Origin of the sequence: Actinomadura coerulea (assembly GCF_014208105.1) — a bacterium.
Taxonomy (GTDB): Bacteria; Actinomycetota; Actinomycetes; order Streptosporangiales; family Streptosporangiaceae; genus Spirillospora; species Spirillospora coerulea.
The window spans coordinates 2,395,989-2,416,027 of the sequence record NZ_JACHMQ010000001.1; the positions used below are offsets into that span (position 1 = coordinate 2,395,989).

Annotated in this window: 16 protein-coding genes; 8 read left to right on the top strand and 8 right to left on the bottom strand. The window is 74.7% G+C overall.

The features are described 5' to 3' along the window. Positions 1–29: 29 nt before the first annotated feature. Positions 30–2,867 carry an excinuclease ABC subunit UvrA gene (gene uvrA / locus BKA00_RS11115; protein WP_185024828.1) on the bottom strand — a complete coding sequence of 946 codons (2,838 nt, stop codon included), beginning with the start codon at positions 2,865–2,867 and terminating at the stop codon, positions 30–32. A gap of 282 nt (positions 2,868–3,149) precedes the next feature. Further along, positions 3,150–3,941, bottom strand: coding sequence for an MBL fold metallo-hydrolase (locus BKA00_RS11120; RefSeq protein WP_221493099.1), 792 nt, complete (start codon positions 3,939–3,941; stop codon positions 3,150–3,152). Positions 3,942–4,010: 69 nt separating this feature from the next. Between BKA00_RS11120 and BKA00_RS11125 the strand changes: the two genes are divergently transcribed. Both BKA00_RS11125 and BKA00_RS11130 read left to right on the top strand, forming a co-directional pair. Continuing rightward, on the top strand, positions 4,011–4,382 hold the full coding sequence (locus BKA00_RS11125; protein ID WP_185024830.1) for a maleylpyruvate isomerase N-terminal domain-containing protein: 372 nt from the start codon (positions 4,011–4,013) through the stop codon (positions 4,380–4,382). Between the two features lie 21 nt (positions 4,383–4,403). Beyond that, positions 4,404–4,775, top strand: coding sequence for a DinB family protein (locus BKA00_RS11130; RefSeq protein ID WP_185024831.1), 372 nt, complete (start codon positions 4,404–4,406; stop codon positions 4,773–4,775). Positions 4,776–4,788: 13 nt separating this feature from the next. Here the strand turns inward: BKA00_RS11130 and BKA00_RS11135 are convergent, their stop codons facing one another. Together BKA00_RS11135 and BKA00_RS11140 are read right to left on the bottom strand one after the other, a co-directional pair. Beyond that, positions 4,789–5,487, bottom strand: a complete 699-nt coding sequence (locus tag BKA00_RS11135; RefSeq protein WP_185024832.1) for a Crp/Fnr family transcriptional regulator — start codon at positions 5,485–5,487, stop codon at positions 4,789–4,791. Positions 5,488–5,590: 103 nt separating this feature from the next. Continuing rightward, positions 5,591–9,406, bottom strand: coding sequence for a tetratricopeptide repeat protein (locus tag BKA00_RS11140; protein WP_185024833.1), 3,816 nt, complete (start codon positions 9,404–9,406; stop codon positions 5,591–5,593). 267 nt (positions 9,407–9,673) lie between these two features. Here BKA00_RS11140 and BKA00_RS11145 point away from each other — a divergent pair, with 267 nt between their 5' ends. Both BKA00_RS11145 and BKA00_RS11150 read left to right on the top strand, forming a co-directional pair. Then, the gene (locus BKA00_RS11145) at positions 9,674–10,339 is read left to right on the top strand and encodes an MBL fold metallo-hydrolase (RefSeq protein WP_185024834.1); all 666 of its coding nucleotides are present in this window, start codon (positions 9,674–9,676) and stop codon (positions 10,337–10,339) included. A 140-nt stretch (positions 10,340–10,479) separates the two neighbouring features. After that, a complete protein-coding gene (locus BKA00_RS11150) occupies positions 10,480–11,013 on the top strand; it encodes an ATP-binding protein (RefSeq protein WP_230299150.1) in 534 nt (177 codons plus the stop codon). On the opposite strand, the gene BKA00_RS11155 is transcribed toward BKA00_RS11150, so the two are convergent. Beyond that, positions 11,006–12,277, bottom strand: coding sequence for a hypothetical protein (locus tag BKA00_RS11155; protein WP_221493100.1), 1,272 nt, complete (start codon positions 12,275–12,277; stop codon positions 11,006–11,008). The genes BKA00_RS11150 and BKA00_RS11155 overlap by 8 nt on opposite strands. 156 nt (positions 12,278–12,433) lie before the next feature. Between BKA00_RS11155 and BKA00_RS11160 the strand changes: the two genes are divergently transcribed. The 3 genes from BKA00_RS11160 to BKA00_RS11170 are packed head-to-tail and all read left to right on the top strand — an operon-like array spanning position 12,434 to position 14,949. Next, on the top strand, positions 12,434–13,519 hold the full coding sequence (locus BKA00_RS11160; protein ID WP_185024835.1) for an S-(hydroxymethyl)mycothiol dehydrogenase: 1,086 nt from the start codon (positions 12,434–12,436) through the stop codon (positions 13,517–13,519). Further along, entirely contained in the window at positions 13,519–14,163 is a 645-nt protein-coding gene (locus tag BKA00_RS11165) for an MBL fold metallo-hydrolase (protein ID WP_185024836.1), read from the top strand. Before BKA00_RS11160 ends, BKA00_RS11165 begins: the two co-directional genes overlap by 1 nt. Before the next feature lie 51 nt (positions 14,164–14,214). Continuing rightward, the gene (locus BKA00_RS11170) at positions 14,215–14,949 is read left to right on the top strand and encodes a hypothetical protein (protein ID WP_230299151.1); all 735 of its coding nucleotides are present in this window, start codon (positions 14,215–14,217) and stop codon (positions 14,947–14,949) included. Between the two features lie 36 nt (positions 14,950–14,985). Here BKA00_RS11170 and BKA00_RS11175 read toward each other — a convergent pair whose 3' ends face one another. After that, positions 14,986–16,587, bottom strand: a complete 1,602-nt coding sequence (locus BKA00_RS11175) for an adenylate/guanylate cyclase domain-containing protein (protein WP_185024837.1) — start codon at positions 16,585–16,587, stop codon at positions 14,986–14,988. Positions 16,588–16,661: 74 nt separating this feature from the next. Further along, positions 16,662–17,156 carry a winged helix-turn-helix transcriptional regulator gene (locus BKA00_RS11180; RefSeq protein WP_185024838.1) on the bottom strand — a complete coding sequence of 165 codons (495 nt, stop codon included), beginning with the start codon at positions 17,154–17,156 and terminating at the stop codon, positions 16,662–16,664. 90 nt (positions 17,157–17,246) lie between these two features. Here BKA00_RS11180 and BKA00_RS11185 point away from each other — a divergent pair, with 90 nt between their 5' ends. Beyond that, positions 17,247–18,635 (top strand): MFS transporter, encoded by a 1,389-nt coding sequence (locus tag BKA00_RS11185; protein ID WP_185024839.1) that lies wholly within the window; start codon positions 17,247–17,249, stop codon positions 18,633–18,635. A gap of 5 nt (positions 18,636–18,640) precedes the next feature. On the opposite strand, the gene BKA00_RS11190 is transcribed toward BKA00_RS11185, so the two are convergent. Continuing rightward, positions 18,641–20,038: a VWA domain-containing protein gene (locus BKA00_RS11190; protein WP_185024840.1), complete on the bottom strand. Its 1,398-nt coding sequence runs from the start codon at positions 20,036–20,038 to the stop codon at positions 18,641–18,643. Position 20,039: the final 1 nt, after the last annotated feature.

Consider the following 20,039-nt stretch of genomic DNA (forward strand, 5'->3'; position numbering starts at 1 on the left):
ACCCGTCCCGCACCGGCCCGCCTCCGGGCTCAGGCGAGGATCTTCTTGAGGAACTGGCCGGTGTGGCTGGCCTCGACCTCGGCGACCTCCTCGGGGGTGCCGGTGGCGACGACCGTGCCGCCGCGCGAGCCGCCCTCGGGGCCCATGTCGATGATCCAGTCGGCGGTCTTGATGACGTCGAGGTTGTGCTCGATGACCAGGACCGTGTTGCCCTTGTCGACCAGGCCGTTCAGCACGCCGAGGAGCTTGCGGATGTCCTCGAAGTGCAGGCCGGTGGTCGGCTCGTCCAGCACGTAGATGGTGCGGCCGGTGGAGCGCTTCTGCAGCTCCGACGCCAGCTTGACACGCTGCGCCTCGCCCCCCGACAGGGTCGGGGCGGGCTGGCCGAGCCGGACGTAGCCGAGGCCGACGTCGTTCAGCGTCTTCAGGTGCCGGTGGATCGCCGTGATCGGCTCGAAGAACTCGGTGGCCTGCTCGATCGGCATGTCGAGCACCTCGGAGATCGTCTTGCCCTTGTAGTGGACCTCCAGGGTCTCCCGGTTGTAGCGGGCGCCGTGGCAGACCTCGCACGGGACGTAGACGTCCGGCAGGAAGTTCATCTCGATCTTGATGGTGCCGTCGCCGGAGCAGTTCTCGCAGCGGCCGCCCTTGACGTTGAAGGAGAACCGGCCGGGCTGGTAGCCGCGCACCTTCGCCTCGGTGGTCTGTGCGAACAGCTTGCGGATGTGGTCGAACACGCCCGTGTAGGTCGCCGGGTTCGACCGCGGGGTGCGGCCGATCGGCGACTGGTCGACGTGCACGACCTTGTCGAGCTGGTCGACGCCGTTGACGCGCTTGTGCTTGCCGGGGACGGTCTTCGCCCCGTTCAGCTTCTTCGCCAGCGAGTTGTAGAGGATGTCGTTGACCAGCGTCGACTTGCCCGACCCCGACACGCCGGTGACGGCGGTGAGGACGCCGAGCGGGAACGCCACGTCGACGTCGCGCAGGTTGTTCTGCTGCGCGCCCTTGACGGTGACCTCGCGGCCCCGGGTGCGGGGCCGCCGGATCTGCGGGACGGCGATCTCGCGGCGCCCGTCCAGGTAGGCGCCGGTGAGGGAGCGCTCGGACTTCTTCAGGTCCTCGACGGTGCCGGAGACGACGATCTCACCCCCGTGCTCGCCCGCGCGCGGGCCGATGTCGACGATCCAGTCGGCGGCGGCGATGGTGTCCTCGTCGTGCTCGACGACGATCAGGGTGTTGCCCATGTCGCGCAGCCGGAGCAGCGTCTCCAGCAGCCGGTGGTTGTCGCGCTGGTGCAGGCCGATGGACGGCTCGTCCAGCACGTACAGGACGCCGACCAGGCCGGAGCCGATCTGCGTCGCCAGCCGGATGCGCTGGGCCTCCCCGCCGGCCAGCGTGGCCGACGCCCGGTCGAGGGTCAGGTAGTCGAGGCCGACGTCCAGCAGGAAGCCGAGCCGGGCGTTGATCTCCTTCAGGACGCGTTCGGCGATGTGCGTCTCGCGCTCGTTCAGCTCGAGCGCGAGCAGGAACTTCGCGGCCTCGCCGATCGGCATCGCGGCGACCTCGGCGATCGACATCCCGCCCATGGTGACGGCCAGCACGACAGGCTTCAGCCGGGCGCCCTCGCATGTCGGGCACGGGATCTCCCGCATGTAGCCCTCGAACCGCTCCCGGCTGGAGTCGCTCTCGGACTCGGCGTGGCGCCGCTGGATGTAGGGGACGACGCCCTCGTAGGCGGTGTAGTACGACCTCGTCCGGCCGTAGCGGTTCTTGTAGCGGACGTGGACCTGCGTCTCGTGCCCGTTCAGGATGGCCTTGCGCGCCTTGGCGGGCAGCTTGTCCCACGGCGTGTTCAGGTCGAAGCCCATCGCGTCGCCCAGCGCCGACAGCAGCCGCAGGAAGTAGTCGCTGACGTGCCCGCCCGACCAGGGCTGGATCGCGCCCTCGCCGAGCGAGAGCTCCCCGTCGGGGACGACGAGCTCGGCGTCGACCTCCATGCGCGTCCCGAGGCCGGTGCAGTCGGGGCAGGCGCCGTACGGCGAGTTGAACGAGAACGAGCGCGGCTCCAGCTCCTCGAACGACAGGTCGTCGTAGGGGCAGTAGAGGTGCTCGGAGTACATCCGGGTGCGGTGCTCGTCGTCCTCGGGCAGGTCGACGAAGTCGAGGACGATCGTGCCGCCCGCCAGGCCGAGCGCGGTCTCGACCGAGTCGGCGAGGCGCTGGCGGGCGGAGTCCTTCACCGAGAGCCTGTCGACCACGACGGAGATGTCGTGCTTCTCCTGCTTCTTCAGCTGGGGCGGCTCGTCCAGGCGGACCATCTGCCCGTCGACCAGCGCCCGCGAGTAGCCCTTGGACTGGAGCTCGCGGAACAGCTCCAGGTACTCGCCCTTGCGTCCGCGGATCACCGGCGCCAGCACCTGGAACCGGGCGCCCTGCTCCAGTTCCAGCACCCGGTCGACGATCTGCTGCGGCGCCTGCCGGCTGATCGGCCGGCCGCACTCGGGGCAGTGCGGGTGCCCGATCCGGGCGTAGAGCAGCCGCAGATAGTCGTACACCTCGGTGATCGTCCCGACCGTGGAACGGGGGTTCTTGCTGGTCGACTTCTGGTCGATCGAGACCGCCGGGGAGAGCCCCTCGATGAAGTCGACGTCGGGCTTGTCCATCTGCCCGAGGAACTGCCGGGCGTAGGCCGACAGCGACTCCACGTACCGGCGCTGCCCCTCGGCGAAGATCGTGTCGAAGGCCAGGCTGGACTTCCCGGAACCCGACAGACCGGTGAACACGATCATGGCGTCCCGCGGGAGGTCGAGCGAGACGTCCTTCAGGTTGTGCTCGCGTGCTCCACGCACGATGAGTCGGTCATGCACGTTCTTCCGGTTCCTCTTCTGGGCGCGGCGATCTGCGTATACGGCTCGGTACCAAGGCTAGTCACGGGGAGCGACAGCATCCCCCGGCTTCTCAACAGCGGCGCTCGCCGCTGCATTTCATGACGCTACCCGGCCGGTCCGAGCGGTCGGGACGGCACCATCGCACCGTACACGTGTTCGAACGCCGCCCGCCACCGGAACGCCGCCACCACCCGCGACCAGGGCGCGGCGCCCCCTCCGACCACCCGGAACGCGCTCCGCCCGGCGGCCGCGCCGCCCCGGTCACTCGTCGTCGAGCGCGTGGGAGAGGTAGCGCTCGGCGGAGCGGCGGACGGCCTCCTTCCCGCCGCTGTAGACGATCTTGTTCCACCAGGCGCCGTAGACGCGGTCGAAGTCGTAGGGCTCCAGGAGGCGCAGGGCGCGGCGGACGGTGCGGGGGCGCTCGGGGATGTAGTTCGGGTAGGAGTACATGAAGCTCACCCAGTCGCGGTCGTCGACCACCTGCACGATGTCGCCCGAGAAGAGGGCGCGCGCGTCGCGCCAGTGCAGGACCTGGCCGCCCGCGAAGTGGACGCCCGCGTTGATCAGCGTGAGGCCGTCGGCCAGTTCGAGGGTGTCGCCCGACCAGAAGGCGACCGCGTCGTCCGGGCGGGCCACCCACCGGCGGTCGGCCTCGTGGATGTGGACGGTGGCGTCGAACGCCCGCGCCCACTCGATCATGGTGCCGTAGTAGTGCGGGTGGCTGATCGCGATCGCGGAGACGCCGCCGAGGTCGTTCACCCGGCGGACCAGGTCGTCGTCGATGTGGGTGACCATGTCCCACAGGACGTTGCCCGTCGGGGCGCGCAGGAGGAGGGCGCGCTGGCCGATGGCGACGGACGGCTCGGTGCCGATCCCGACGACCCCCGGGCCCTCCTCGGCGACGCGGCCGCGGTGGCCGCCGCGCAGTTCCTCCAGGGTCGTCCACCGCTGGCCCTCCCAGCCGACGTACTGCCGCTCGTCCTCGCAGATCGGGCAGTCCGGGCGGGGCCCGGCGTACTGGACGCCGCAGGTGACGCAGATCGGAAAGTCCATGATCACCATTGTCTGGCGCGGGCCGGGCCGGTGCGACAGGATGGAGCGTCCTTTCGCCGAGGAGGGGTCATGGACTGGCGCGACGTGATCGACGAGCTGGACGCGGGCGTGGAGCGCGTCGCCGCGACGCTGGAGGGGCTGTCCGGCGACGCCCTGCGGGGCGCGTCGGCGCTGCCGGGGTGGAGCCGCGGGCACGTGGCGACGCACATCGCGCGCAACGCCGACTCCCTGTGGAACCTGCTGGAAGGGGCGCGCACGGGGACGGAGATCCCGCAGTACCCGAGCCTGGAGCGGCGCGACGCCGACATCGCCGCGGGCGCGGACCGTGGCCGCGACGAGCTGGTCGCCGACGTCCGGGCGACGCAGGCGCGGTTCTCCGAGCAGGCCCGGTCGCTGCCGGACGGCGCCGCCGACGCCCCGGTGCGGGCGATGGCGGGCTGACCCCACCCGGCCTGGTACACGGTGTTCCGCCGCTGGAACGAGGTGGAGGCCCACCACGTCGACCTGGCCGCCGGGTACGGCCCGGCCGACTGGCCGGAGCCCTACGTCCGGTGGTCCGCGGCGGCCACGCTGGCGGACCTGGCGGCCCTGCCGGACCGGCTCCTCGGGGAGCTGGCCGGTCTGCGGATCACCGCGACCGACTCCGGCGAGACCGCCGAGCTCGGCTGGACGCCCGGCGGCCCCGAGGCGGCCGGCTCCGGCCGGGCGCTGCTGGGCTGGCTGAGCGGACGCTCGGACGGCGCGGGCGTGCACGTCCGCCCGGACGGCCCGCTGCCCGTCCCGCCGCCCTGGCCGCACGAGCCCGCCCGGTTCCGGCGGGGACCAGGCCTGTGAGCGGGCCGGGGGCCTAGGGAGGGTCGTCGCCCGCGAGCCGGTGCAGGGCTTCCGCGGAACGGACGGCGATCGCGCTGCGGGCGACGGTCACGCGGCCGCGCACGGGCTCGGCCGCGAGGATCTGCGCGACCTTGCGGCGGCCCATCCCGGCCCAGCGGCCGAGGTCCTGCTGGGTGACCGGGACCTGGACGAGGACGCCCTCCTCGACCACGCCGTCCGGGCGCTCCCGCTTGACCGGGGAGCCGAACCGCGCCGCCAGGCGCAGGAGGCGGCCGGCGAGGCGGCGCTCGGGGTCGTCGGGGAAGTGCGCGACGCGCAGCTCGTTGGCGTCGCGGAGCCGCTCGGCCAGGACGGCGGCGACCGCCCACACCGAGCCGGGCTCGGCGTCCAGGACGCCGCGGAAGCGCGCGGCGGGCAGCACGATGGCCTCGACCCGCGTCAGCGCCTCGGCGTTGGCGTGCCGGACGCCGCCGTCCACCGCCTCCAGCTCCCCCACCAGGTCGCCGGGGCCGAGGACGTCGAGGATGGCGGTCTCGCCGTCGCGGTCCACCCAGACCTTCACCGCCCCGGACCGCAGGACGAAGACCTGGGCCGCGCGGGTGTGCTCGCGCGTGAGGAACGCGCCGGGCCTGATCACCACCGGCGCGCCCGCCCGCCGCAGGGCCTCCTGGGCGCGGGGGGGCAGCGCGTTCCAGAACCGGGGGGTCTGCATCTCGCCTCCTCACCGGACCCGGATCCGGCCGGGCCCCGGCTTCATGATCGCGTGCGTCGCGGTCCAGTGAACGCGTCCCGGGGCCGGCCGACCACGTCATCGGTCACACGTCGGATGGTCCTTCCGGGGCGAGCAGGCCGTCCAGGGCGCGGACGCGGCGGACGCAGTCCGCGGCCGCCGCGTGGTCGCCGAGGGCCAGGCGGGAGTCGCGCAGCAGCTCCAGCGCCCGCCGCAGCCCCCGCTGGTCGTCGGTCTCGCGGCGGATGGCGATCTCGGCGGTGACGTGCTCCACCGCGCGGTCGTGCGCGCCGGTCAGCTGGGACGCGCGGGCCAGGCCGTGCAGGGCGTGGGCCTGCTCGCGGGTGGCGCCGAGCTCGGCGGCGAGGTCGAGGGCGCGCCGCCCGGCCGCCAGGGCGTCGCCGGCGCGGCCGAGGTCGAGGTGGATGGCGGCGAGGTGGCCGAGGCCGACGGCCTCGCTGTGCCGGTCGCCGACCTCGCCGAGGATGCGCAGCGCCTCCAGCTCCCGCTCCAGGGCCTCCTCGGGACGGCCGGCGCGGCGCAGCACGGCGGCGAGGGTGTCCATGCCGACGCCGAGGCCGTACCAGTCGCCCCCCGACTCGCGGATGCCCAGCGCCTGCCGGGCGGCGCGCTCGGCCTCCTCGGGCAGGCCGAGCCGCGAGTAGGTGCGGGCCAGGCTGCCGAGCGTCCCGGCCATCCCGCCCCGCGCGCCGAGCCGGTGCCACAGGTCAAGCGCCTCCAGGCCGAGGACGAACGCCTCCTGGTGGCGGCCGAGGCGCCGCATCACCACCGACAGGTGCTCCAGGTCGTTCGCCTCGCCGTGCTGGTCGCCGATCTCGCGGCGGATCTCCAGGGCGCGCAGCAGGTGCTCGCGCGCCTCGCGGTACCGTCCGAGGCGCCAGTGGACGATCCCGATCTGCGCGAGCGCCTCGGCCTCGCCGTGCCGGTCGCTGGTGTCGCGGTGCAGCCGCAGCGCCTGCCCGCAGTAGGTGAACGCCTCGGCGAACCGCGTCGCCTCGCACATGAGCATGCCGAGCGTGGCCAGCGCGCGCGCCTCCCCGTGGCGGGCGCCCAGGGCGCGGTAGGTGCGCAGCGCCTGCTCGGCGTCCTGCTGCGCCAGGTCGCGCAGGCCGAGCGCGGCGTTCATCCGCGCGAGCTCGGTCAGCGCCTGCGCGGCGCCGTGCATGTCGGCGAGTTCCTGCCGGATGGCGAGCGCTTCCAGCGCGTGCGAGACCGCGCCGTGGACATTGCCCTGGCGGCGGTGTACCTGCGCCACGGTGAGCAGGGTCTCCGCCACGCCCGGTTGGTCGTGCGTCCGTCGGCGGACGTCGAGCGCCCTGGCGGCGTTGTCCAGAGCCGTCTCGTAGTCGCCGAGGCCCAGGTGTGCCCGGGCCAGGATGTCGTGGCCCTTGGCCGTTCCCGCGTCGTCTCGCAGCTCCCCGTGGATGGCGAGGGAGCGCCGCGCGTGGTCGATCGCCGTCAGGTAGCGGCCCAGCGCCACGTGGACGTCGGCCAGGGTGGCCAGAGTCGCGGCCTCCCCGTAGCGGTCGGGCGGGTCGGCGGCCCGGAACCCGCGCCGCGCGTCCTCGCCGTAACCGATGGCCTGGACGGAGTCGCCCAGCTCGAAGTGCGCCATCGCCAGGTTGTGGAGCATGACGGCCGCGGCCGCCCAGTCCTCCTCGGTGCGGGCGGCGTGCAGGCCCGCCTGGTGGACGGCGATGCTGTCCTCGCTGTAGCGGCGGAACTCCTGGAAGTCGAACAGCGCGTCGGCGAGCTCCCAGCACGTGCGGTGCAGGCCGAGCCGGGCGGCCTGGTGCACCGCGGCGACCAGGTTGCGGCGCTCGGCCTCGAACCAGGCGAGCCCGGCGGCGCGCTCCGCGGCGCTGGACGGACGTCCGTGCGCCTCCCCCGGGTGCGCCCTCGGACGGGACCGCGCCGCCATGGCGTCCCCGGCGCGGCGCGCCTCGGCGAGGTAGCCGGCGAGCAGCCGCCGCTGGGCCGCCTGGAGCTCGCCGTCGGAGTCCTCGCGCAGCCCCCGTTCGCGGGCGAAGTCGCGCAGCAGGTCGTGCATCCGGTAGCGGTCGGGCCCCACGTCGTGCACCAGGTACGCCTGGCGCAGGCCCTCCAGGCATTCGCGCGCCTCGCCGACCGTGCCGTCCTGGAGGGCGGCGAGGGCGGCGGGCGTGAAGTCGGGGCCGGCGACCAGTCCGAGCCTGCGGAACGCCTCGCGCTGCCCCCGCCGCAGGCTCCGGTAGGCGACGTCGAACGTCGGGCTGAGGACGGCCAGCAGCGCCGTCCCGGACGTCCCGGGTGCCGCGCCGTCGCCCAGGCCCGCCCCCGCGAGGCCCGGCCCGTACGGCGCGGCGTCCCGGACGTCCCGGGCCGCCAGTTCCCGGACGGTCCCGGCGACCGACTCGCCGGGGTTCTCGGCGAGCCGCCCGGCCATGACGCCGAGCGCGAGCGGCAGGTGGCCGCACTCGCGCGCGAGCCGCTCGACCGCCTTGTCCTCCTCCCGGAGGCGGGGGTCGCCCGCCCCGAGGACGTTGGAGATCAGGTCCACGGCCTCCTGCGTCGCCATCTCCCGCAGCTCCAGCGTCCGCACGTCGGCGCCTTCGAGCAGGGCCGGCAGCCGCCGCCGGCTCGTCACGACCACCAGCCCGGAGGCCGTCGCCGCCAGCAGCGGCCTGATCTGCTCGGGCCGGGCGGCGTTGTCCAGGATCAGCAGCATCCGGCGGTCGCCGAGAAAGGACCGGCACTGCGCCGCCAGCTCCGCCTCCGTCCGCGGGACCTGGTCGCCGGGCACGCCCGCCGCGCGCAGCACCTGCCCCATCGCCTCCGCCGGGGTGACGGGGCTGCGGGACGTGCCGCGCAGGTCGGCGAACAGGACGCCGTCGGGGAAGCGGTCGACGACCCGGTGCGCCCAGTGCAGCGCCAGCGTGGTCTTGCCGACGCCCGCCATGCCCTGGACCACGACGGCGCGCGGCCACACGGACTGGCCGACCAGCAGGTCGAGCTTGCCGAGGCTGACCACGCGCCCGGCGAAGTAGGGGTTGTCGGCGGGCAGGCGGACGGCGGGCGGCCGGGCCGGCGCCCCCAGGCGCACCGGTTCGCGCGCCGCGATCCCGGCGCCCTCGTCCTGCCCCCGCGCCTCCTCGGGCGGCCGTTCGGCCTCGGCGGCCGGCCAGTCGTCGCCCCAGGGGCTCGCGGCGCGGCGGAGCCGCTCGACGTCGAGGACGGTCAGCGGGCGGGCCCGCCGGTCGAGGATGCCCTTGGCCCGCCACGCCCGGAACCAGCGCACCAGCGTCTCGCGGGAGATCCCCGCCCAGTTCGCCAGCTCCGCCTGGCTGAGCCGCAGGGGGATCCGCGTGCCCTGGCCGGGGGCGGGCTCGCCGAACCGGTGCGCCAGCTCCAGCAGGTGGAAGGCGAGCCGCTGGGGATGGTCGGCGGCCCGCACCGCGTGCCGGCGACCGCCGTAGGTGACGCTCTCGGAGACGGCGTGCATCATCGCCTCGGCGACCTGCGGGCTCGCCGCCAGGAGGCTGCGGAACTTGCGGCGGTCCACGCGCAGCGCCGTGACGTGGTCCAGCGCGGCGACCGTGGCGCGCTGCGGATGCCCCCACGGCCCGAGGACGCCGACCAGGTCGCCCGCCCCGAACAGGTCGATGATCGACTCGTCGCCGTCGCTGGAGTCCACGAACTCCTTGGCCACCGCGTTGCTCGCGGCCCTCGGCGACGCCTTGAACACGACGTAGACGGCCGGCGCGACCGTCCCCTGGTGGCACAGCATGCCGCCGGGCGGGATGTCGGCGCGCCGGCCCATGGCGCGCAAGGCCTGCCGGTCGGTGGGGGCCAGCCGCTCCCAGAAGCTGCCCGGCCGGATGCCCGGCCCGTCGCCGATCATCCGGTCGTCCTCCCGCCGCGGCGCGCCCCCGGCAGCGGCCCGCGCGGCCGCGCGGGACGGAACGCGGTCGCCACCGCCTCACCGCCCTCCGGAGGGTAGAACCTGATCTTCCAGTTCCCATGGTGCGGCGGGAAGGGGGGAAAGTCCGTCCGGTGGCGCACGGTTCGGCTGCGTCTGGTGGCTCATTCCAGGCGCGCGCCCGGGGCACGGGTGATCGCGGGAGCCGATGATGGAAGATGGTCTTCGAACAATCGACGGGGAGGACGCATGACCTACACCGGTAACGTCGAGGCCGGCGGGCGTCCGGACGTCCGGGAGCTGCCCGGGCTACGGGTGACGAAGGTGGCGGTCGGCCCGTACGACAACAACGCCTACCTGCTGCGGTGCACCGCGACCGGCGAGCAGCTCCTGATCGACGCGGCGAACGAGGCGCCCCGGCTGCTGGAGCTGATCGGCGACGGCCCCCTCGCGCGGATCGTCACCACGCACCGCCACGAGGACCACTGGATGGCGCTGAGCGAGGTGGCGCGCGCCACCGGCGCGCCGGTCGTCGCCCACCCGCGCGACGCCGGGCCCCTGCCCGAGCCGGTCGCCGAGCCCGTGGAGCAGGGCGACACCGTCACGGTCGGGCAGGTGTCCCTCGACGTCATCCACCTGCGCGGCCATACGCCGGGCTCGATCGCGCTGCTCTACGACGCGGGCGGCGAGCTGGCCGACCGCCCGCACCTGTTCACCGGCGACAGCCTCTTCCCCGGCGGCGTCGGCAACACCTGGGGCGACCCGACCCGCTTCCGGCAACTGCTCTCGGACGTGGAGGAGCGCGTCTTCGACCGGCTCCCCGACGCCACCTGGTTCTACCCGGGCCACGGCAAGGACTCGACGCTCGGCCGGGAACGCCCCTCGCTCCCGGAGTGGCGCGCCCGCGGCTGGTGACGCCTCCGGCTCGGCCGGAACAAGTGGCGGGGGACGTTCGTTCCCCCAACACACCTCCGGCCCAAGACCAGGAGTCGACCATCCCCCCACCTCACAAGGCGGATCCGGGACCCGCGCTGCGCTACCCGGCGGGTTCGCTGGTGCTGGTCGCCGGCCTGCCCGGCTCCGGTAAGAGCACCCTGCTCAACCGCCTGTACGGGCTGCGCGGCGACGAGACGGCCCCGGTGCGCGCCGGGAACGTCCGAGTGATCGACTCGCGCCAGTCGCGCAACTGGTGGGCGCGGTTCCTCGGGCCGCTGCCCGTCCGGCTGCGGACCCCGATCGTCCAGAGCACCCACGTGTGGCGCATCGGCCGCGCGATCGTCGCCGGGCACGGCGTCGTCGCCCACACGCGCGGCACCTGGCCGCACATCCTGCACGGCTTCGCCTGGCTGGCGCGCCGCCGCGGGGGGCGGCTGCACCTGATCCTCATCGACGTCGCGCCGGAGACCGCCCGCGCCGGCCAGTACGCGCGCGGCCGCGTCGTCGCCGCCGCCCTGTGGGCCCGCCACTGCCGCCGCTGGCGCCCCCTGATCGCCCGGGCGCGCAGCGGCGCCCCCCTGCCGCCCGCCGCCGGCGTCACCGTCCTGGACCGTGACGCCGCCGACAGGTTGCAGGCCATCCACTTCAGCTGAGCTCGCCGAACCAGCGGACGATCTGGGCGGTGCCCGCGAGATTGGACCCGAGGTGGCGGGATCCGCCGTAGAGGCGGTCGCCCACCTCGACGACGGGCACGGTGGCGCCGCGGTCCCGGAACCCCGCGGCGCAGTGGTCGGTGTTGGCCGTGACGGCCTGCTCGTCCCCGGCCATCTTGTAGAGGCGGACCGGGACGCGCGGCGTCCAGGCCGTGCAGACCTCCGCGTCCACGCGCAGGGCCTCGGCGAACGTGCCCGACGGGTGGCGCAGCACCTCGAAGCCGCGCGGGGTGAGCAGGTCGTCCAGCGTGTCCGGGAGGCCGTCGAGCATGACGGGCCCGGGCGTCGTCCCGTCGAAGTACTTCTCGACGTGGTCGGCGTAGGGCTTGCGGAACAGCTCCGAGGGGTTCTGGTAGATGCCCCCGTGAGTGCGGTTCCAGGAGGTGAGCAGGTACGTCGTGTAGGCGACCGCCATCTTGGAGGCGACGTCCCCGTTCAGCAGGGCGGGCAGTTCCGCGCCCCGGAAGTCGTAGGCCCCGCTGATCGGCGCCACCGCGCGCAGGCGGAAGTGCGGGTCGGCGCCGCCCTGCAGAGTCCGGGCGAGGCCGAGGGCGGACGAGGCGCCCTGGGAGAAGCCGGTGACGAAGACCCGGCCGTCCAGGACGCGTCCCGCGCGCGGCGCGAAGTGGCGAGCGGCTCGGAGCATGTCGAGGGACGCGCTCGTCTCGGACGGCACGTCCTTCCACGGATGGACTCCGGGGCCCAGGCCCAGACCGAGGTAGTCGGGCGCGACCGCCGCGAACCCGGCCGCGGCGTAGGTGACGGCGGCGCCGGGGCCCCAGACGTCGTCCGACGTCGAGGGAGCATCCGGCTTGTAGCTCGTGGTGCCGTGCGTGTAGGAGACGGTGGCGAGGCGGCGGTCCCGGCTGCGCGGCAGCACGACCAGACCGCTGGCGGTCGTCGCGCGGCCCCGCGCGTCGACCGTCCGGTAGACGAGCCGGTAGGTGTCCACGCCGTGGCGGACGGACGCGGTGTCGAAGCCCTCGGACGCGAGCCAGGTGCGGACCTGGTCGGCGGACATGGTGGTGAGGTGGGTGGCGGAGACCAGGTGCCCGCGTGCGGCGCCCAGCTGGGCCACGGCCCCCGCCCGGTGCTCGGCGGCCGGGCGCCCGGACGCCCCGGCGGACGCGGCGGTGGCGCAGGCGGCCGTGATCGCGGCGGCGGCGAGCACGCCGGTGGCGAGGCGGGTGATGGTGCTTGTCATGCGAATGAGCCTCGCGCCGGGCCGCCCGGGCCCGCATCACGCCCGCAGGTGATCTCGCGTCCGGTACCTGAGAGGGTCCCCCGGCCGGAGGGGACGGGGAAGGCGGGCGGGGCGTGGGTAGGGTCGGGGGAGGCCGAGACGACGAAAGGCGGCAGCATGGCGCAGCAGGTACGCGGGGTCGTCGCACCGGGCAAGGGGCAGCCGGTGCGGATCGAGACGATCGTCGTTCCGGACCCCGGGCCCGGCGAGGCGGTCGTCGACGTCCAGGCGTGCGGGGTCTGCCACACCGACCTGCACTACCGCGAGGGCGGGATCAACGACGAGTTCCCGTTCCTGCTCGGGCACGAGGCCGCCGGGATCGTCGAGTCGGTCGGCGAGGGCGTGACCGAGGTGGCGCCCGGCGACTTCGTGGTCCTGAACTGGCGCGCGGTGTGCGGGCAGTGCCGCGCCTGCTCGCGCGGACGCCCCTGGTACTGCTTCGACACCCACAACGCCGCCCAGAAGATGACCCTCGAGGACGGGACGGAGCTGTCGCCCGCGCTCGGCATCGGCGCGTTCGCCGACAAGACCCTCGTCGCGGCCGGGCAGTGCACCAGGGTCGACCCCGCGGCGCGGCCCGAGGTCGCCGGGCTGCTCGGGTGCGGGGTGATGGCGGGGCTCGGCGCGGCGATCAACACCGGCGGGGTCGGGCGCGGCGACTCGGTCGCGGTCATCGGCTGCGGCGGCGTCGGCGCGGCGGCCGTGCTCGGCGCCCGGCTGGCCGGGGCAGCCCGGATCATCGCCGTCGACCTGGACGAGCGCAAGCTCGCCACCGCCTCCTCCCTCGGGGCCACGCACACCGTGAACGGCGCGGAGAAGGACGTCGTCGCGACGGTGCGGGAGCTGACCGGCGGGTTCGGCGCGGACGTCGTCATCGACGCGGTCGGCCGTCCCGAGACCTACGAGCAGGCCTTCTACGCCCGCGACCTCGCCGGGACGGTGGTGCTGGTCGGGGTGCCGACCCCGGAGATGAGGCTGGAGCTGCCGCTGCTGGACGTGTTCGGGCGCGGAGGGTCGCTCAAGTCGTCCTGGTACGGCGACTGCCTGCCGTCCCGCGACTTCCCCATGCTCATCGACCTCTACCTCCAGGGGCGCTTGGACCTGGACGCGTTCGTCTCCGAGACGATCCAGCTGGACGGCGTCGAGGCCGCGTTCGAGAAGATGCACCGCGGCGACGTGCTGCGCTCGGTGGTGGTGCTCTGATGGCCCGCGGATCCGCGGAACCGCGCGTCGGCCACCTCGTCACGTCCGGGACGTTCTCGCTGGACGGAGGGACCTGGGACGTCGACAACAACGTCTGGATCGTCGGTGACGACAGCGAGGCGATCGTCATCGACGCCGCGCACGACGCCGAGGCCATCGCGGCGGCGCTCGGCGGCCGCCGGCTGGTGGCGATCGTGTCCACGCACGGGCACGACGACCACGTCGACGCGGCGCCCGCCCTGCGGGCCCGCACGGGCGCCCCCGTCCTGCTGCACCCGGCCGACCTGATGCTGTGGAAGCAGCGTCACCCGGACACCTCGCCCGACGGCGACCTGGCCGACGGGCAGGTCATCACGGTCGCGGGCACGGATCTTACGGTCCTGCACACGCCCGGCCACAGCCCCGGCGCGGTGTGCCTTCACGCGCCCGCCCTGGCGACGGTCTTCTCCGGTGACACCCTGTTCAGCGGCGGACCCGGCGCGACCGGCCGGTCGTTCTCCGACTTCCCGACGATCATCGCCTCGATCCGGGAGCGGCTGCTGACGCTCCCGCCGGAGACGACCGTCCGCACCGGGCACGGCGAGTCCACCACCGTCGGCGCGGAGGCCCCGCATCTCGAGGAATGGATAGCCCGCGGCCACTGACCGGGATAGTGTCCCCGGTGGCGGACAGCCGTCCACGGCCGGGAGGGTGCGATGCGGCGCAGGGCACCGCTGGCCCTTCTGCTGTGCGGGGCCGTCGCGGGCTGCGGCCAGAGCGCGCGCGGCGCGAGCGTGCCGCCGCCGACCGCGCCGCCCGTGTCGGCCCCCGCCCCCGCCCCGAGCCCGGCTCCCACGATCGGGGTCCCCACGCCCGCGAGCGGCGAGCCCGTGCCGCTCGGGCGGGTCGCGGGGTGGCGCATCACCACGTACTACACGGCGCTGGAAAGCCTGTACCACGGCAAGCGGAAAGCGGTGCGCGGCTGTGCCCGCTTCCACTGCTCGCACGGGAGGACCCCGCTCGGCTCCTACCCGAAGGACTTCCTCAAGGTCGTCCAGACCGAGGGCAGCGGGCGCATCACCGAGGGGCCCGAGCGGGGCCGGTACCTGAACTGGTCGCACAGCGTCGGCTTCTGGCTGGACGACACCACCCGCGACTCGCGGGGGCGCCCGCTGCGGGCGTGGGCGTCGGCGGCGGCCGACAAGTCCGTCCTGGCGCGGGGCCGGCGGTTCGCGATCGTCGCCTGCGGCAGGGAGGGCAACGGCCGCCCCGTCGAGGACGAGGTGTGCGCGGCGTTCCGGAAGGCCCGCTGGACGGTCACCGACCTGTTCCGTCCCGGATACGGCGGCGAGAACCACGCCGACGTCTACATCGGCGAGGAGAAGGGCTCACGGCTGGCCGGGTCGCCGTTCTACACGACACTGCGCGGCGCCACGCTCGCGACGTCCTGAGACGACGTCCTGAGACGTGCCCGGAGCGGAGCGCGGCTAGGACGGGACGCGCTCGGCCGGGCACGGTGAGGCGAGGCGGGTCGGCTGCGTCCGGCCCCGCAGGGTGACCTCGTCGCCGAGCGACCACTGCGCCGCCTCCTCCGGCCCCACCCCGGCGAGGAGCGAGCCCGCCGCGAGCACCCGCCCGGGGGTGGTCTTGGCCATGTCGGTGAGGCGTGCCGCCTCGTTCACCGGGTCGCCGATCACGGTGTACTCGAACCGCTCCTCGGCCCCGATGTGCCCGGCGACGGCCTCGCCCGCCGAGACGCCGACGGCGGCGCTCAGCGCCGGGACGTCCTCGCGCAGCCTGCGGGCCAGCTCGCGGGACGCGGCGAGCGCGCGGGCGGGCGCGCCGTCCAGCGCGAGCGGCGCCCCGAAGATCGCCAGCGCGGCGTCGCCCTCGAACTTGTTGATCCAGCCGCCGTGCGCGCCGACCACCTCGACGACCACGGCGAAGAAGTCGTTCAGCAGCCGGACGACCTCGGCGGGCGGCCGGTCGGCCGCGAGCCGGGTGGAGCCGATGATGTCCACGAAGATCACCGCGACCTCGCGCAGCTCGCCGCCGAGGTCGATGCCGCGCTCCAGCGCGACGCGCGCGACGTCCGCGCCGACCTGGCGGCCGAACAGGTCGCGCAGCCGCTCGTGCTCGCGCAGCCCGGCGGCCATGTGGTTGAACCCGGCCTGCAGCAGCCCGACCTCGCTGGCGTCGTAGACGGGGACCTCGACGTCGAGGTCGCCGCGCTCGATCCGGGCGAGGCCGAGCCGCACCGACTCGACGGGGTCGGCGATGGCGCGCGCGGCGCCGTAGGTGACGCCGAGCCCGACGACCAGCGCGATGCCGCCGAGCGCGAGGACCGCGACGGCGAACTCCCGCACGGTGATCCGGGCGATGACGAAGGAGCCGATCGCGAGGGTCATCAGCCCGAGGATCGGGACGGCGGTCCCGAGGCCCCAGGCCAGCACGGACCGGGCGACGACGCCGGGCAGCCCGGTCCGGCGCGGCATCTCGCTGCGCAGCGCGGTCGTCACCGCGCGCCGCAGCAGCCGCTCGGTCAGCAGGTAGACGACCGTGCAGGTGGTGAGGCCGCCGAGCAGGCTCGTCAGGCCCAGCTTGACGGCGAGCAGGCCCGAGAAGGGGGCGTTGATGACGACCCAGCCGACCGTCCCGATCCCCCACAGCGTCAGGTGCAGGGCCATCAGGCGCAGCGGCCCGTACAGCAGCAGGGAGCGTTCGTGCCGGTCGGGCTCGTCGTGCCGCTCGACCATGCGGCGGACGCGGCGGAAGAACCGTTCGCCGAGGACGAGGCCGACCGGCACCGCGGCGGTGACGTAGAGGGTGAAGACGATCAGGTTGATGAGCCGGAGCCGCTCGGACACCGCGCCGACGGGGTCGGGGACGACGACGGCGAACGCGAGCACGACCAGCGCGCCGCCGAGGTTGGCCAGCCCGGTGGCGATCCGCACCAGCACCCGGGCCCGGTGGGCGATCTGAGCCCGGGTGTCGTCCGGGCCACCGTCGATCAGCCGCCACAGGGGGCCGAGAACGCTGCCCGGCCGAAGCCGGGCACGGGGGGCGGTCTCGGCCCTTTCGGTCTTCATGAGCGAGGAGGTTATCTGGTCGGATCCCCCCGGACCCCACCGCAGGTGAGCGACGTCGCCGAGGGATCGCTCAGTCAGGTGCGGATCGGCTCCAGCAGCCGGTGCGGTCTGCGCAGCACCATGCTGACCGGGTCGGTGCGGCGGCGGACGCCGGGCCCGGCGTGGATCTCCAGCTCGTCCGGGGCGACGTGCCGCCCGCAGGACGCGCACCGCCCGTCCGGGCCGATCTCGGTGCCGCAGGCGAGGTGGACGAAGACGCGGCACGGCTCGGCGGACAGGTGGTCCTCCGCCCAGCGGGCGAGGGTGTGGACGACCGGCCACAGCTCCTTGCCCATCTCCGTCAGCACGTAGTCGTGGCCGTCCTTGACGAGGACGCCGGCGTCGACCAGGGACTGGAGCCGCGCCGACAGCACCGCGCGGGGGATGTCCAGGTGGACGAGGAAGTCGCTGAAGCGGCGGACGCCGTAGAAGGCGTCCCGGACGATCAGCAGCGTCCAGCGCTCCCCCACGACCTCCAGCGCGCGGGCCAGCGAGCAGTCCTGCGCCGCGTAGTCCTTGCCGAGTGCCATGCCACCACAGTACCCACCCGGGGGTTCATTGACTGAACCCGATCGTGCTACGGTCGGGCCGTCAGTTCGTTCAATGAACTTGGAGACCGTATGACGACCCTGGCGACCCCCCGCGCCGCGCAGAGCGCGCCGGGCACCGCCGCCGCGCTGACACTGCCGGCCGCCGCCACCCTCCTGGCCCTGATGAACTACTGCGCGCCCGCGGCGACGCTGGCCGACACCGCGCGCGGGCTGCGCGCCGGGGCGACCGCGCAGATCTGGCTGATGAGCTCGATCAGCCTCGGCCTCGCGGCGGCGCTGCTGGCCGCGGGCAGCCTCGCCGACGACCACGGCCGCAGGCGCGTCTTCGTGATCGGCGCGGGGGCGCTCGCCGTCTCCAGCGTCGCCTGCGCGCTCGCGCCCAACGCCGCGGTGTTCATCGCCGGCCGCGTCGCGCAGGGCGCGGCCAGCGCCGCCCTGCTGGTGACCGGGCTCGGCATCGTCGGCGCCTCGTTCGCGCCGGGCCCGCGGCGGGCGCGGGCCACCGGCATGTGGGGCGCGATGGTCGGCCTCGGCATCGCGCTCGGCCCCATCGCGGCGGCCGGGCTGACCGCGGCCGGCGGCTGGCGGCTCTGGTACTGGGCCACGGTCGCCGCGTCCGCGGTGCTCGCCGCGGCGGCGTCCCGCGCGCTCACCGAGTCGCGGGCCGAGCGTCCGCGCGGCGTGGACGTGCCGGGACTGGCCACCATGAGCCTCGGCGTGGCGGCGCTGGTGGCCGCGATCACCTGGGGCCGCACCGGCTGGACGTCCCCGGGCGTCCTCGCGCTCTTCGCCGCCGCGGCGGTCCTGCTGGCGGCGTTCGTCCTCGTGGAGTCGCGGCGGCGGGAGCCGATGGTCGACCTGGCGCTGTTCCGGCGGCCGGCGTTCCTGCTGTCGGTGACCGGGGCGCTCGTCACCGGGCTCGCCGTGATCGGCGTCATGACCTACCTGGCGACGATGATGAGCCTGGTGATGGGCCTGTCCGCGATCGCGGCGGCGCTGGTCCTGGCGATCTGGTCCGGGCTGTCGTTCCTCGTCGCCCTGCAGGCCCACCGCCTCCCGGCGCGGGTGCCCGTCCGGCGCCTGCTCGCCGCCGGGTTCGCGCTCGCCGGCGTCAGCGAGCTCGCGCTGGCGGCCCTGGCCCCGGACGCGCACTGGTGGCGGCTCGTCCCCGGGCTCGCCGCCGCCGGCGTCGCGAGCGGACTGACCAACGCGATGCTCGCCCGGCTCGCCGTGGAGAGCGTCCCGGCCGACCGCGCGAGCATGGGGGCCGGCGCCAACAACACCGCCCGCTACATCGGGGCGTCGCTGGGCGTGGCGATCGTCGGGGCCGTCGCGACGGGTTTCGGCCACGACGCGGCCTCGCTCGCGCACGGCACGAACGTCGCGATGGTCGTCTCGGCCGTCGCCGCGCTCGCCTACGCCGTCCTCGCCCTGGTGATCCGGGACCGGGCGGCCTGACCCCGCTAGGCGAGCTCCTCGATGAAGGCGGCCAGCTGCGTCAGGTTCCGGCACTCGTACATGGGGACCAGCTCCCCGTAGCGGGACGCGGCGGAGTCGCCGGTGTCCCACTGGGCGCGCGGCTCCGGGTTGAGCCAGTACGCGTGCCGGGCCCGGTCCGCCATCGACCGCACGATCGGCAGGGACAGCTCCCCGTAGTTGGACCGCGCGTCGCCGAGGATCAGCAGGGACGTCCTCGGGGTGACGGCGTCGCGGTACCTGTCGTCGAACACCTTGAAGGCGTGGCCGTAGTTGGACCGGCCCGTGATCCACACGAGGTCGGCCTCGGCGGCGAGGCGGGTCATCGCGCTCGTGACGTCCGCGCCCGGCGCGAAGTACTTGGTGATCTCGTCGGTGGCGTCGATGAAGGCGAACGCGCGGACCTTGCTGAACTGCTCCCGCAGCGCGAACGTCAGCAGCAGCGTGAAGTGCGCGAACGCCGACACCGAGTCGCTGGCGTCGCACAGCACCACCAGCTCGGGCCGGTGCGGGCGCCGCGGCCGGTGGTGGGTGGTGAGCGGCACTCCCCCGCTGGCCAGGGACGCGCGCACCGTCCGCCGGAAGTCGAGCCGGCCCCGCCGCCCGTGCCGCTGCCTCTGCACCAGCCGGGACGCCAGCCTGCGCGCCAGCGGATACACCTCGCGGCGCAGCGCCTCCATCTCGGCGCGGGTCGCGCCGGCGAAGTCGAGCCGCTCCAGCGGGGGGCGCACGGCGATGCGGGCGGTCCGCTCGACCCCGGTGTCCTCGGCGATGCGGCGCCGCACCTCGCCCGCGACGAGGCCGGAGAACCGGGCGATGCGGTCGCGGAACGTCCGGCGCGCGACGCGCTCGGCCATGCCGCCGCGCTCCCGCCCGGTCAGCACCGACTCCAGCAGCCGCGCCATCAGGGTCTCCGGCGACAGCGCGCTCAGCACGCCGGAGGAGAACCACGACTCCTGCCCGGGCGTCCGGCCGTACTCGGCGACGGCCAGCCGGGCGAACCGGCGGAGCCCTGCGTCGTCCCCGGACAAGAGCAGGTCGGCGAGCTCCTCCCGGCGCCGCTGCACCCGCGGGTCGAGCGCCGCGGGGACGGGCCTGCCCTCGTCGTCGACCGTCCTCGCCGGGCGCCCGGGGTCGCGCGCCGCTCCGGCGCCGTCCCCGACGGCCGCCGGAAACCACAGGTCGAAGAGCGTGTCGAACGTCGCGCGGTGCTGGGGCCGCTTGACGACCGTCGCGGCGTAGGCGGCGCGCAGCGACTCGCGGTCGAGCAGGTCGACGGCCCGCACGGCGCGCACCGCGTCCAGCCCCTCGGCGACCGACACCGGCAGACCGGCCCGCCGCAGCTCCGCGACGAACCCGGTGTGCCGGTCGACGAGTGAGACCATG

Coding starts and splice junctions, on each gene's coding strand:
- BKA00_RS11185 (WP_185024839.1), top strand. CDS start 17,247: ATGACGACCCTGGCGACCCCCCGCGCCGCGCAGAGCGCGCCGGGCACC.
- BKA00_RS11165 (WP_185024836.1), top strand. CDS start 13,519: ATGGCCCGCGGATCCGCGGAACCGCGCGTCGGCCACCTCGTCACGTCC.
- BKA00_RS11170 (WP_230299151.1), top strand. CDS start 14,215: ATGCGGCGCAGGGCACCGCTGGCCCTTCTGCTGTGCGGGGCCGTCGCG.
- BKA00_RS11135 (WP_185024832.1), bottom strand. CDS start 5,487: ATGCAGACCCCCCGGTTCTGGAACGCGCTGCCCCCCCGCGCCCAGGAG.
- BKA00_RS11160 (WP_185024835.1), top strand. CDS start 12,434: ATGGCGCAGCAGGTACGCGGGGTCGTCGCACCGGGCAAGGGGCAGCCG.
- BKA00_RS11140 (WP_185024833.1), bottom strand. CDS start 9,406: ATGATCGGCGACGGGCCGGGCATCCGGCCGGGCAGCTTCTGGGAGCGG.
- BKA00_RS11175 (WP_185024837.1), bottom strand. CDS start 16,587: ATGAAGACCGAAAGGGCCGAGACCGCCCCCCGTGCCCGGCTTCGGCCG.
- BKA00_RS11180 (WP_185024838.1), bottom strand. CDS start 17,156: ATGGCACTCGGCAAGGACTACGCGGCGCAGGACTGCTCGCTGGCCCGC.
- BKA00_RS11190 (WP_185024840.1), bottom strand. CDS start 20,038: ATGGTCTCACTCGTCGACCGGCACACCGGGTTCGTCGCGGAGCTGCGG.
- BKA00_RS11120 (WP_221493099.1), bottom strand. CDS start 3,941: ATGGACTTTCCGATCTGCGTCACCTGCGGCGTCCAGTACGCCGGGCCC.
- BKA00_RS11145 (WP_185024834.1), top strand. CDS start 9,674: ATGACCTACACCGGTAACGTCGAGGCCGGCGGGCGTCCGGACGTCCGG.
- BKA00_RS11125 (WP_185024830.1), top strand. CDS start 4,011: ATGGACTGGCGCGACGTGATCGACGAGCTGGACGCGGGCGTGGAGCGC.
- BKA00_RS11155 (WP_221493100.1), bottom strand. CDS start 12,277: ATGACAAGCACCATCACCCGCCTCGCCACCGGCGTGCTCGCCGCCGCC.